We start from the raw sequence: 12,345 nt of genomic DNA on the forward strand, positions 1-12,345 counted from the left end.
CATGGCGATCGGCAACCTCACCGACGCGTTCACCAGCCTGATGTTCGGCAAGGTGGAGACCACCCGGCTGCCGGTGCGCACCTCCACCGGCCAGGCGCAGGCGGTCTACCTGCCGACCGCCGCACCGGGGCTGGGCGACTCCGGTGTGATCATCGGCCGCGAGGTGTACAGCGGCAAGGGCTACGTCTACGACCCCTTCCAGCTGTACGGGCAGCAGCTGCCGGCCCCGCACTGGCTGGTGCTCGGCGAGTCCGGCAACGGCAAGTCGGCGCTGGAGAAGACGTACGTGCTGCGCCAGCTGCGGTTCCGCGACCGGCAGGTCGTGGTGCTGGACGCGCAGGGCGAGGACGGCGTCGGCGAGTGGAACCTGATCGCCAACGCCCTCGGCATAAAGTCGATCCGGCTCGACCCGATGGCGGCCCGGGACGGCGGGGTGAAGCTCAACCCGCTGGACCCGGCGATCACCCAGACCGGTCAGTTGTCGCTGCTGCGCACCATCGTCGAGGTGGCGATGGGGCGCGGGCTGGAGGAGCGGGCCGGGTTCGCGCTGAAGGCGGCGCACGCCCATGTGATCGCCTCGGTGACCGACCGGCAGCCGGTGCTGGACGACATCATCGACACCCTGCGCAGCCCCGAGCTGGCCTCGGTGGAGTCGCTGGGCGTGGCGGTGGACGAGGTGCAGTCCTGGGGCCTGGACGTGGCGCTGGTGCTGGACCGGCTGGTCGACGGTGACCTGCGGGGCATGTTCGACGGGCCGACCACCGACGGCATCGACCTGGACGCGCCGCTGATCGTCTTCGACCTGTCGCACATCGACCGGAACTCGATCGCGATGCCGATCCTGATGGCGATCGTCGGCGTCTGGCTGGAGCACACCTGGATCAGGCCGGACCGGCGCAAGCGCATCTTCCTGGTCGAAGAGGCCTGGCACATCATCAACAGCCCGTTCGTCGCCCAGCTGTTCCAGCGGCTGCTGAAGTTCGGGCGCCGGCTCGGGCTCTCCTTCGTGGCGGTGGTGCACCACCTGTCCGACGTGGTGGACGGCGCGGCGGCCAAGGAGGCCTCGGCGATCCTCAAGATGGCCTCCACCCGGACGATCTACATGCAGAAGGCCGAGGAGGCGAGAGCCACCGGCCGGGTGCTGGGTCTGCCGCGCTGGGCGGTTGAGATCATCCCCACACTCTCGCCGGGCATCGCGGTCTGGGACGTCAACGGCAACGTCCAGGTGGTGAAGCACATCATCACCGAGGCCGAGCGGCCACTGGTCTACACCGACCGCGCGATGACGGAGGACACGGTCGCCGAGCGGACCCGTGCAGAGCGTCAGTTGGCATCCGAACCAGGTCTCTGAGCCGAACCCCGGAGCGCACCGGCAGGCCGGCCGCGCCGTGCACCGCCGCGCCCACCGCCTCCCGGCGACCCGTCGACGCGCGGGATGTGCGGCGACGATTCGTCAGCAGGTAACCCTGTCGTTACGTTCAGGGTCCTGACAGCTACGCGCGTTGACTCTAGGCTGCACTGGCGCAACGACACCGTCGCCCGCCCACACATGTCCACAGCCGGGCGCGCTCTCTCAAGGTGCAGGGGACCTTCATGCTCACCGTCAGATCCCGACGTGCGGTACTGGCCGCCGTCGCCGCGGCCGGCCTCGTCGGCACCGTGGCCATGCCGACCGCCGCCCAGGCCGCGGACGCCAAGCGTGCCAAGACCGTCAACCTCCAGCTGCTGGCGATCAACGACTTCCACGGCAACCTGGAGCCCCCGGCCGGTTCGTCCGGCACCGTCCGGGAGATCGACCCGGCCACCGGCCAGGCGGTCAGCACCCCGGCCGGCGGCATCGAGTACCTGGCCACCGCGCTGCGCCAGGCCCGGATCCCGGCCGACGACTCGATCACCGTCGCCGCCGGTGACATCGTCGGCGCCTCCCCGCTGACCTCCGCGCTCTTCCACGACGAGCCGACCATCGAGGCGATGGACAAGCTCGGCCTGGACGTCACGGCCGTCGGCAACCACGAGTTCGACGAGGGCTCCAAGGAGCTCGTCCGCCTCCAGGAGGGCGGCTGCCACCCGGTGGACGGCTGCTACGAGGAGGGGCGCAAGTTCAAGGGCGCCAACTTCAACTACCTGGCCGCCAACGTCACCAACGAGAAGACCGGCAAGCCGATCCTGGCCCCGTACTGGGTGACCAAGTCGCAGGGCGTGAAGGTCGGCTTCATCGGCGCCACCCTGGAGGGCACGCCGAACATCGTGACCGCCGAGGGCGTCAAGGGCCTGAAGTTCGGCAACGAGGTCGCCACGATCAACAAGTACGCGGCCGAGCTGAAGAAGCAGGGCGTGAACTCGATCGTCGCCCTGATCCACGAGGGCGGCCTGCCGGCCAGCAGCGTCTACAACTACGACTGCGGCGCCGCCGGCGAGGGCATCTCCGGCCCGATCGTCGACATCGCCAAGAACCTGGACCCGGCGATCGGCGCGATCGTCACCGGCCACACCCACAACGCCTACGCCTGCACCATCCCCGACCCGCAGGGTGTGCCGCGCTCGGTGACCAGCGCCGCCTCCTTCGGCCGGCTCTACACCGAGATCGACCTGAAGCTCGACAAGACCACGGGCAGCATCGTGCGCCCCTCGGTCAAGGCCGAGAACCACGTCGTGCGCCGCACGGTCGAGAAGGCCCCGGACATGACGGCGCTGATCGACCGCTACTCCAAGCTGGCCGCTCCGATCGCCAACCGTCCGCTCGGCTTCATCGCCTCGGACATCAACGGCCGCGGCAACAGCGACCTGGAGAAGCCGCTCGGTGACGTGATCGCCGACGCCCAGCTGGCGGGCCTGGCGCCCGCCGACAAGGGCGGCGCGCAGATCGCGTTCATGAACCCCGGCGGCATCCGCTCGGACCTCGTCTACAAGGCGAGCGGCGCCGAGGGCGACGGCGTGGTGACCTACGGCGAGGCGTTCACCGTCCAGCCGTTCACCAACATGATGCAGGTCAAGACGCTGACCGGCGCCCAGCTGGTCCAGCTGCTCCAGCAGCAGGTGAGCGGGGCCAACAGTGCCTCGCCGAAGGTCCTGCAGTCCTCCAAGGGCCTGACCTACACCCTGGACATGCGCAAGACCGGCGCGGACCGGGTGCTGACGGACTCGATCCGGCTGAACGGCGCGCCGATCGACCCGGCCGCCAAGTACCGCGTCGCGGCCAACGAGTTCCTGGCCGGCGGCGGCGACGGCTTCCCGGCCTTCGCGGCCGGTACCGACAAGCTGGTCGGCGCCTCCGACCTGGACGTCTTCGCCGCGTACCTCGGTGCCAACAGCTCGGCGGCCGCGCCGCTGAAGGCGCCGGCGCAGGACCGCATCAAGGTCATCGGCCCGGGCAGCGACCTCGACTGACCGGAGCCGGCGAAGGAACGGGCGGGGCGCTGTCGGGGCGCCCCGCCCGTTCCGTCCGTCCGGGCCCGGTTCAGTCGGGCGCCGGGCCGCCCGGCAGCCGGACGGTGGCCAGCGCACCCGGGCCGCCGTCCTGGGCCGGGCCGAGCGAGACCTCGCCGCCGGCCTCCCGCACGCTCTGCGCGACGATCGACAACCCGAGCCCGGAGCCGGGGAGTTGGCGCGAGGACGGCGAGCGCCAGAAGCGGTCGAAGACGTACGGCAACTCGTCCGGCGGGATGCCGGGGCCGTGGTCGCGGACGGTCAGCACACCCTCGCGGAGCCGGACGTCGATCGTGCCGCCCGGCGGGCTGTACTTGACCGCGTTGTCCAGCAGGTTGATCACGGCGCGTTCGAGCGCGGCGGCGTCGCCCTGGACGAACCAGGGCTCGATGTCGGTCTCGAAGACCAGCCCCGGACCGCGCAGCTTCGCCCGGGCGACCGCCCGGTCGGCGAGCTCGTGCAGGGCGACGACGGCCAGGACCAGGCCCGGCTTGGGGGTGTCCGGGCGGGACAGCTGGAGCAGGTCACCGATCAGGACGGTGAGCTCCTGCATCTGCGCCTTCATGTTGCCGAGCAGCTTGGTCTTGGTCGCGGCGGGCAGCGGACGCCCGGTGTCGTCGCTGCGGATCAGCAGGTCGACGTTGGTGCGCAGCGAGGTGAGCGGGGTGCGCAGCTCGTGCCCGGCGTCGGCGATCAGCCGCGTCTGGCGGTCGCGGGAGTTGGCGAGTGCGGTGCTCATCGAGTTGAACGAGGCGGAGAGCCGGGCGATCTCGTCGCTGCCGTGCACCGGGATGGTGCTGCCGACCTCCTCGGTGCGGGCGATGTGCTCGACCACGTCGGTGAGCCGGTCCACGGGCTTGAGCGCGGAGCGGGCGACGAACCGGCCGGCGAGCCCGGCGAGGATGACGCCGCCGAGGGCGACGCCGCCGAGGATCAGGGCGAGCTTCTGCAGGGAGTCCTCGACCGGCTGGGTGGGCGCGGCGATCATGACCAGTACGGGCGGCCCGCCGGGCCTGTCGGTGGCGACCCAGAACACCCGGACCATGGCGGGCGCACCGTTGGTGTAGTGGCCGCTGCGGAAGACCGACTGGTTCGGCGGCAGTGCGAGGACCTTGGCGTCGTCGGCCTGGAGGTCGATCGCCCTGGTGGCGCCGCGCGGCAGGCAGACCCCGGCGGGGTCGGTCATGACCAGCTGGGTGTCCCGGAACGCGAAGTTGGGCGGATCCTGCTGCGAGGCGCCGTTGCGGGGGAAGGGCAGGGCGGCCTGCTTCAGCGCCTCCTCCGGAGTGGCCGGACAGTACGCCGGGAGCCGGACGTTCGGCAGTTGGACGCTGCGCAGGTCGTTGCGCACCTGCCCGTACAGCTGCTTCTCCACGATGAACCAGCACGCCAGTGCCGACAGCGCGATCGCGACCGCCACCGCCGCCGCCGTCAGGAAGGTGAGCCGGCTGCGCAGGGACCGGGCGCGGTACCAGCGGGCGAGCCGCCGGCGGCGGTGGACGCGGGGCGGTAGCAGGGGCGGCGGTGGCGTGGCGGTGTCGCTCACGCCGTGGTGCCGGCGGCCGGGCGGAGGGCGTAGCCGACGCCGCGTACGGTCTGGATGATCCGGGGCATGCCGCCTTGCTCGGTCTTGCGGCGCAGGTACATCACGTACACGTCCAGGGAGTTGGAGGAGGGCTCGAAGTCGAAGCCCCAGACCGCCTTGAGGATCTGCTCGCGGGTGAGCACCTGGCGGGGGTGCGAGAGGAACATCTCCAGCAGCATGAACTCGGTGCGGGTGAGTTCGACCGGCCGGCCGGCCCGGGTGACCTCGCGGGTGGCGGTGTTCATCCGCAGGTCGGCGAAGGCCAGCACCTCGCTGTCGTCCTCGACGGCCGCGGCGCGTGCGGCGGCCTCGGTGGCGAGGGCGTTGCGGCGCAGCAGGGCGCGGACCCGGGCGAGCAGTTCGTCCAGTTCGAAGGGCTTGGCGAGGTAGTCGTCGGCGCCGACGTCCAGGCCGGTGACCCGGTCGCCGACGGCGTCGCGGGCGGTGAGCATCAGCACCGGGACGGTGTCGCCGCGCGAGCGCATCCGGCGGACGGCGGTGAGGCCGTCCATCCGGGGCATCATGATGTCCAGCAGGACCAGGTCGGGCTTCTCCCGTTCGACGGACTCCAGCGCCTCGTAGCCGTCGGTGGCGGTGGCGACCTCGTAGCCCTCGAAGGCGAGGCTGCTCTCCAGGGCGTCCCGGAGGGCGGGTTCGTCGTCGACCACGAGGAGCCGGGCGGAGGCCGGTGCGGGCTCGGCGGGGGTGCGGTCGTCGGCGGCCGGGGTCATGGGCGGTTGCCCTTTCTCATCGTCGGAGAGCCCGCGGGGTGCCTGCGGGGGTGCGGTGACCTGCTGGGTGGGGACCTGCTCGGAGTAATTGTCCGTCTAGATGTTCTGCCCGGCCTGCAGCTTCGGCAGCACCTGCTTGATGTCGTTGATCGGGATGGAGAAGCCGAGGCCGACGCTGCCGGCGCTGCCGCCGCCGGCCGTGGAGCTGGAGCCGGTCGCCGAGTACATCGCCGAGTTGATGCCGATGACCTGGCCGTTCGCGTTGATCAGCGGGCCGCCGGAGTTGCCGGGGTTGAGCGCGGCGTCGGTCTGGAAGGCCTTGTAGGTGGCGGTCTCGCCGCCGCTCTGCGGGGTGTTGCCGCGCAGGCCGGGCAGGTTGGGGAAGCCGAAGCCGCCGTTGCCGCTGGTGGTGCCCTCGTCGACCTGGACGGTGACCTCGCGGTTCTCGGCGCTGATGATGCCCGAGGTGACGGTGCCGGTGAGGCCCTCCGGGTTGCCGATGGCGACGACCGGGTCGCCGACCGAGACGGCGGAGGAGTCGCCGAGGGTGGCGGGGCTGAGGTTCTTGGCGCCGCTCGCGGTGATCACGGCGGCGTCCAGGGACTTGTCGGTGCCGGTGACGGTGGCCTTGGCGGTGGAGCCGTCCTTGAAGGTGACGGTGACCTGTCCGCCGTCGGCGGCGCCGGAGACGACGTGGTAGTTGGTGAGGATCCGGCCGTCCTTGTCGAGCACCACGCCGGTGCCGGTGGACGTCCCGCTCGCGGTCTTCACGGTGATCTGGACGACGCTCGGCGAGACGGCCGAGGCTATCGCGGCGACGTCGGCGCTGCCGTCCGAGCGGGCGGAGACCGGGCTGGCGATGGTGCCGGTGCGGGCGACGGAGCCGTGCTCCTGGGCGGCGACCACACCGCCGGTCACCCCGCCGAGGACGGCGGCGACCGCCGCGACGGCGGTGACCAGCGCGACCCGGCCGCGCAGAAAGCCGCGCCTGGCCCGGCCGCCGTGGCCGCCGTGGCCGCCGTGGGACGCCGGTCCGCCGGCGGCCGGGGGCGCCGGGGGCAGCGGCGGTGCGGCGGGCGGGGGAGGGGGCGGGGTCCCGACCGAGGGGTGGCCGGCGGCCGGGTACCCGGTGGTCGTGCTGCCGAGGACGGTGCCCTGCACGACCGGCCCCTCGGCGGGGCGCGGGTACCCGTACGGGGACGGGTCGTCGTACTGCTCGCTGCCGTGCTGCTGATCGCTCATGCCGACCAACGTCCGCCCGCCGGATGAGGATCCGATGAGAACGGGGTCAGAAGCCTCCGAGAAGCCCGTTGACTTCTCATAAAGCCTGGTCAGGCCGGGACCGGCGCTAGGAGGGCCGGACGTCCTGCGGCTCGCTCGGCCGGCAGCCGCAGGAACGGCGGATGACCAGGCGGGACGGGAACTTCCGGACCCGTTCGGTGTCCGAGCCGGGCACCATCAGCGAGTCGTCGAGCACGAGGTCCACGGCGGCCCGGGCCATCGCGTCGCGGTCGGAGGCGACGGTGGTCAGCGGCGGGTCGGCGAAGGCGGCCTCGGGCACGTCGTCGAAACCGGCCACCGCGAGGTCCTCCGGCACCCGCAGGCCGAGTTCGCGGGCGGCCCGCAGCACGCCGATCGCCTGGTCGTCGGTGGAGCAGAAGACGGCGGGCGGGCGGTCCGCCGAGCGCAGCAGGCCGAGTGCGACCTCGTAGGCGCCGTAGCGGTGGAAGGGCGCGTCGATCAGGTGCGGCTCGCTGGGCAGGCCGTGGGCGTCCATGGCGCGCTGCCAGCCCTCGACGTGGTCGATGACCGGGTCGCCGGGGGCGGGGGACTCGACCGGGCCGCCGAAGCAGGCCACGTACGGGTGCCCGTGCTCCTCCAGCAGGTGGCGGACGACGGCCTCGGCGCCGGCCACGTCGTCGGTGACCACCGCGACGTCGTCGATCGCCTCGGGCCGGCGGTGCAGCAGCACCACCTTGGCGCCCTCCATCGCGGCGAACTCCTCGGCGGCCCGCTGCGAGGGGCCCTGGCTGACCAGGATCAGGCCGGAGACCCGCATGCCGAGGAAGGCGCGGACGTAGTGCACCTCGCGGTCGTCCACGTAGTCGGAGTTGCCGATGAGGACGAGCTTGCCGCGCTCGGAGGCGGCGCGTTCCACGGCGTGCGCCATCTCGGCGAAGAACGGCTGGCGGGCGTCGGGGACGACCATGCCGATCAGGTTGGTGCGGCGGGAGGCCATCGCCTGGGCGACGCTGTTCGGCCGGTAGCCGAGCTGCTCGATCGCCGCGAGCACCTTCTCCTTGGTCGCGGGCGCGACCGGGCGCGGCCCGTTGTTGATGACGTAGCTGACGACCGCGGTCGAGGTACCAGCCAGTCGGGCTACATCGTCGCGCGTCACTTTGGCCACGGGGGGAGTCTACGCGTGTGGCGTCCTCCCGGGCAGGGGGATCTCGGCGGCACGGGAGGTACCCGCAGGACAGTGCGGGGCGAATGCGGACAGGCCGGGCGGGTGCCAGCCGCCCGGCCGGCGGTCAGTTCTCCAGCGCGGCCGAGGAGCGCTGGGCGAGGTCCGGCCGTTCGCCCTTGTCCGGCTTCTCCGGGACGACGAAGCGGTAGCCGACGTTGCGCACGGTGCCGATCAGCTGCTCGTTCTCGACGCCGAGCTTGGCGCGCAGCCGTCGGACGTGGACATCGACCGTCCGGGTGCCGCCGAAGTAGTCGTAGCCCCAGACCTCCTGCAGCAGCTGCGCCCGGGTGAAGACCCGGCCGGGGTGCTGCGCGAGGTACTTGAGCAGCTCGAACTCCTTGAAGGTGAGGTCGAGCACCCGGCCCTTGAGCTTGGCGGAGTAGGTGGCCTCGTCGACCGAGAGGTCGCCGTTGCGGATCTCCATCGGGCTGTCGTCGGCCGACACCTGGAGGCGGCCGAGGGCGAGCCGCAGCCGGGCCTCGACCTCGGCCGGGCCCGCGGTGTCCAGCAGGACGTCGTCGACGCCCCAGTCGGCGGTGACGGCGGCCAGGCCGCCCTCGGTGACCACCAGGATCAGTGGCGAGCCGATGCCGGTGGAGCGCAGCAGCTGGCAGAGGCTGCGGATCTGCGGCAGGTCCCGTCGGCCGTCGACCAGGATGACGTCGGCGCTGGGGGTGTCCACCAGGGCGGAGCCCTCGGCGGGCGCCACCCGGACGTTGTGGAGCAGCAGGCCGAGGGCCGGCAGTACCTCCGCGGAGGGTTGCAGCGCGTTGGTGAGGAGGAGCAGAGAACTCATACCCGGTAGTCCCCTTTCCGGGTCGTCGCGGTCGCGTTACGGCTGCCGCCACAGCCGGATGGCGCACGTGCAAGGAGGTGTCGCGCGCAGCGGGCCCCGCGAGGGGAGGCGGCGGGCGGCGTGAGGGTGGGGGAGGAGACCAGGCGTTCACCGGAGGACTCACCGGCGCGCACGGCAGTACGGGGCGTGCGTCGGAGGTCCCGCAACCCCTGAAGCACCGTTTCTGCCCTGCTCATCCCGTGAACCTTCCGGTCTGTCCCGTACCGGGCGGCGGCCCGGGGCCGGGTTCCGACACCCCGACCGGGTCCGCGCACGTCGTTGTGCCGCGAATGGCGGGGCGGTTCCTGCTCCGCGCCGGGGGTGGGCCGACGAATCGCAAGAACGTCCGTACTGGCGTCCTGAAAGCACGAAAGGATCCGGGGGCGACTCTGCCCGGATCCCTCAGGGGTCGAGGATAGCCGACGGTCTCTCGCACCGGGAGGGCCCGAAGGCGGCGGTTCGGCTTTTCCGGAGGCTCCCGGGGTGAGCCTGGCCACAGCTTCGCGCGGGCGCCGGCACCGGTGCGGCCAGGGCGATTGCCGGTCGCGCCGGCGGACACGCCATCATGGGACGCACATCGGCGGCACCGTACGCGTACCTCTTTCGAGTGGTGTTCGGCCGCCCCGGTGGCGACCCGCCCGGGGTACCGGGCCCGGGCGAGGACGACGAGAAGGGGTTGCCATGGGCGCGACCACCGAGCCAGCGAGCGCCGCTCGGGTGAGCGGGACGATCCGCTACTGGGCGGCGGCGAAGTCGGAGGCCGGGCTGGCCGAGGAGCCGTACGAGGCGGCGACCCTGGCGGAGGCACTGGCGGCGGCCCGCGCGCGGCACGCCGACCGGCCGAAGCTCGTCCGGCTGCTCGGACACTGCTCCTACCTGGTCGACGGCTCTCCCGTCGGCGGCCGTGACCACGCGACGGTGTCCCTGAGCCAGGGCGGCACCGTCGAGGTGCTCCCGCCGTTCGCGGGAGGGTGAGCGGCGTGACGGACCCGAACAACGTGAACGGCGGCCCGCAGGGCGCCGGCCCGGACGGCTGGCAGCAGCAGTCGCAGCAGCCGCCGCATCCGCAGGCGCAGCCGCACCAGCCGCAGTCCCGGCAGCCGTACGCCCCTCAGCAGGGGTACGCGCCGGAGCAGTATCCGCAGCAGGGGCACGCGGCTCGGCCGTACGCCCCCGGTACGGGCCAGGCGCCGGGACACCCGGCGAACCAGCAGCACCCGCAACACCAGCAGCACCAGCAGCACCAGTCCTACGGACAGCCGTCGTACGGGCAGCAGCACGCGCAGCCGTACGGGCAGCCGCCGATGGACGACGCGGCGACGACCCTGCTCCCGCCCGTCCCGCCGATGGACGACGCGGCGACGACGCTCCTTCCCCCGGTGGTGGTGTCGGGGGCGATGCCGACCGCGCCGCCCGCCCGGAGGCCCGCCCCGGCACCCGCCGCGAACCCCGCACCCGCCCCGCAGCCGGTCTTCGACCCGCCGACCATGACGCTCAAGCGCCCGACGGCCCCGGCCGCGCCCGGTGGCCCCACCGGCCGCCGGCGGGCCGGCGCTCCGCAGGGCGGCGTCCCGGCGCAGCCCGCTCCCGCCGCCGCGCCCGTCCCCGGCGCGCCCGTCCGGACCGGCTCGCCGATCATCGACCCGGGCCTGCAGCCCGCCCTGATCACCGCGGGCGCGGCCGCACTGCTGGCCGGCGGGGCGGCGCTCGGGCAGCCGGCGCTGGCGCTGGTCGTCGCGCTGCTCCAGGTGCTGACCGCGGCCGGCTGGTTCCGGCTGAACGGCATGTGGCCGGCCCGCCAGGGCATCGCCCTCGCCGCGCTGGCCGGTCTCACCGCCGATGCGGCGGTGCTGCTGGCCGACTCCGACGGGGGGACGGCGGCCGTCGTCGGCACCCTCGGCGGGTTCTTCCTGCTCGTCCTGGTGCTCCAGACCTTCCGCCCCTCGGACCCGAAGGAGCGGTTCTACGCGCTCACCGTGCTCGGCTCGGCCACCGTGGTGACGGTGCTCTGCACCGCGCTGCTGCTGGCGGACTGGGTGCCGGCGGCGGTCGGCGCGGTCGCGCTGGCCACCGTCCTGGCCGCCGCGCCGCTGCCCGGCCCGAAGCAGCTGGGCCCCGTGCTCGGCCTGCTGGCGGCCGTGGTGTTCGGCCTGGTCGTCGGCGCCCCGTTGGCGCTGGGCGTGCTGGCGGGCCTGGGCGCCCTGGTCGGCCGCCGGGTGGCGGGGTACGACTTCCCGTCCCGTTTCGTGCACATGACGGCGGGGGTGGCCCTGCCGCTGGCGGTGGCCTCGCCGCTGATCTGGATCGCCACCCGCCTGCTCGCCGGCTGAGCTCCGGCGGCACTCCCGCGACGCCCCGCCCCGGAACCATGCTCCGGGGCGGGGCGTCGTACCGTCGTGCGGGCGCGACCCCGGCGGCGGACGGCCGGGCGGGGCGCGTACCGGGACGAGAACACCGACGACCTACGACGAGCACGACGACGAGCACGACGAGATCGACGAAGAGAACGACGCGTACGACGACAGCGGCAGGCGACGACGGGGGAGAGCAATGCGCGGTTGGCTGAAGGCGACGATCGGCCTGGTGGTGCTTTCCGGCCTGCTGGTGGGCGCGGACCGGATCGCCGTGGGCGTGGCCGAGGACCAGGTCGCCGAGCAACTGGTGAAGAGCGGCCGGATGAGCCAGCGGCCGGACGTGTCGATCGGTGACGTCCCGTTCCTCACCGACCTGCTCTCGAAGGAGGTGGACGACCTCCGGATCTCGGCCGACGGGCTGACCGTCGGTGACGGCACCCGTCAGGTGGCGCTGCACTCCTTCAAGGCCCGGTTGTCCGGTGTCAAAGTGAGCAACAGCCTGACCAGCGCCAAGGTGGCCAAGGGCAGCGGCAGCGGCCTGATCTCCTACGCGGACCTCACCCAGCTGCTGCCGCCCGCGTCCCAGATGGTGCCCGCCGCCGCTCGGCTGCCGGTGGGCACCAACACCCGGTTGAGCCTGTCCTACGGCGGCCCGGGCAAGATCAAGGCGGCGCTGGGCGGGCTGCAGGTCGGCGAGGGGTCGGTGCACAGCCAGGGCAACACCGTCACGGCGGACGGGTTCCGGCTCAGCGGGGTGGCCGCGATGGTGGCGGGCCTCACCGACCAGAAGGTCGATCCGGTCAGCTTCACCCTCGACCAGCTCCCGGCCGGGCTGAAGCTGTCCGGGGTGACGCCGCAGGAGGAGGGCCTGCAGCTGACCTTCCAGGGCGACGGCGTGACCCTGATCGGCTGACGCCACGGGCCCCGCCCGCCCCACCCCACCTCTT

At 72.9% G+C, this 12,345-nt stretch carries 10 protein-coding genes; 5 read left to right on the forward strand and 5 right to left on the reverse strand.

Annotated elements, in window-relative coordinates; genetic code table 11:
• The first annotated feature begins 1 nt into the window (after position 1).
• Together ACWDRR_RS32090 and ACWDRR_RS32095 are read left to right on the forward strand one after the other, a co-directional pair.
• Positions 2-1,351, forward strand: a complete 1,350-nt coding sequence (locus tag ACWDRR_RS32090; RefSeq protein WP_449775766.1) for an ATP-binding protein — start codon at positions 2-4, stop codon at positions 1,349-1,351.
• 242 nt (positions 1,352-1,593) lie between these two features.
• On the forward strand, positions 1,594-3,387 hold the full coding sequence (locus tag ACWDRR_RS32095; RefSeq protein WP_449775767.1) for a bifunctional metallophosphatase/5'-nucleotidase: 1,794 nt from the start codon (positions 1,594-1,596) through the stop codon (positions 3,385-3,387).
• A 70-nt stretch (positions 3,388-3,457) separates the two neighbouring features.
• Here ACWDRR_RS32095 and ACWDRR_RS32100 read toward each other — a convergent pair whose 3' ends face one another.
• From ACWDRR_RS32100 to ACWDRR_RS32120, 5 genes are all read right to left on the reverse strand, one after another.
• Positions 3,458-4,972: a HAMP domain-containing sensor histidine kinase gene (locus tag ACWDRR_RS32100; RefSeq protein ID WP_449775768.1), complete on the reverse strand. Its 1,515-nt coding sequence runs from the start codon at positions 4,970-4,972 to the stop codon at positions 3,458-3,460.
• Complete coding sequence (locus tag ACWDRR_RS32105) at positions 4,969-5,742, reverse strand: response regulator transcription factor (protein ID WP_449775769.1); 774 nt, start codon at positions 5,740-5,742, stop codon at positions 4,969-4,971. Before ACWDRR_RS32105 ends, ACWDRR_RS32100 begins: the two co-directional genes overlap by 4 nt.
• Before the next feature lie 96 nt (positions 5,743-5,838).
• Positions 5,839-6,984 carry a S1C family serine protease gene (locus ACWDRR_RS32110; RefSeq protein WP_449775770.1) on the reverse strand — a complete coding sequence of 382 codons (1,146 nt, stop codon included), beginning with the start codon at positions 6,982-6,984 and terminating at the stop codon, positions 5,839-5,841.
• A gap of 106 nt (positions 6,985-7,090) precedes the next feature.
• Positions 7,091-8,149 (reverse strand): LacI family DNA-binding transcriptional regulator, encoded by a 1,059-nt coding sequence (locus ACWDRR_RS32115; protein WP_449775771.1) that lies wholly within the window; start codon positions 8,147-8,149, stop codon positions 7,091-7,093.
• A 124-nt stretch (positions 8,150-8,273) separates the two neighbouring features.
• On the reverse strand, positions 8,274-9,005 hold the full coding sequence (locus ACWDRR_RS32120) for a response regulator transcription factor (RefSeq protein WP_449775772.1): 732 nt from the start codon (positions 9,003-9,005) through the stop codon (positions 8,274-8,276).
• A 720-nt stretch (positions 9,006-9,725) separates the two neighbouring features.
• Between ACWDRR_RS32120 and ACWDRR_RS32125 the strand changes: the two genes are divergently transcribed.
• From ACWDRR_RS32125 to ACWDRR_RS32135, 3 genes are all read left to right on the forward strand, one after another.
• Positions 9,726-10,019, forward strand: coding sequence for a MoaD/ThiS family protein (locus tag ACWDRR_RS32125; protein ID WP_449775773.1), 294 nt, complete (start codon positions 9,726-9,728; stop codon positions 10,017-10,019).
• A gap of 5 nt (positions 10,020-10,024) precedes the next feature.
• Positions 10,025-11,374, forward strand: coding sequence for a hypothetical protein (locus ACWDRR_RS32130; RefSeq protein WP_449775774.1), 1,350 nt, complete (start codon positions 10,025-10,027; stop codon positions 11,372-11,374).
• Positions 11,375-11,594: 220 nt separating this feature from the next.
• Positions 11,595-12,311, forward strand: a complete 717-nt coding sequence (locus ACWDRR_RS32135; protein WP_449775775.1) for an LmeA family phospholipid-binding protein — start codon at positions 11,595-11,597, stop codon at positions 12,309-12,311.
• Positions 12,312-12,345 lie beyond the last annotated feature (34 nt).

The sequence above is a fragment of the Kitasatospora sp. NPDC003701 genome (assembly GCF_053587085.1).

Coding starts and splice junctions, on each gene's coding strand:
- ACWDRR_RS32120 (WP_449775772.1), bottom strand. CDS start 9,005: ATGAGTTCTCTGCTCCTCCTCACCAACGCGCTGCAACCCTCCGCGGAG.
- ACWDRR_RS32105 (WP_449775769.1), bottom strand. CDS start 5,742: ATGACCCCGGCCGCCGACGACCGCACCCCCGCCGAGCCCGCACCGGCC.
- ACWDRR_RS32110 (WP_449775770.1), bottom strand. CDS start 6,984: ATGAGCGATCAGCAGCACGGCAGCGAGCAGTACGACGACCCGTCCCCG.
- ACWDRR_RS32095 (WP_449775767.1), top strand. CDS start 1,594: ATGCTCACCGTCAGATCCCGACGTGCGGTACTGGCCGCCGTCGCCGCG.
- ACWDRR_RS32090 (WP_449775766.1), top strand. CDS start 2: ATGGCGATCGGCAACCTCACCGACGCGTTCACCAGCCTGATGTTCGGC.
- ACWDRR_RS32125 (WP_449775773.1), top strand. CDS start 9,726: ATGGGCGCGACCACCGAGCCAGCGAGCGCCGCTCGGGTGAGCGGGACG.
- ACWDRR_RS32135 (WP_449775775.1), top strand. CDS start 11,595: ATGCGCGGTTGGCTGAAGGCGACGATCGGCCTGGTGGTGCTTTCCGGC.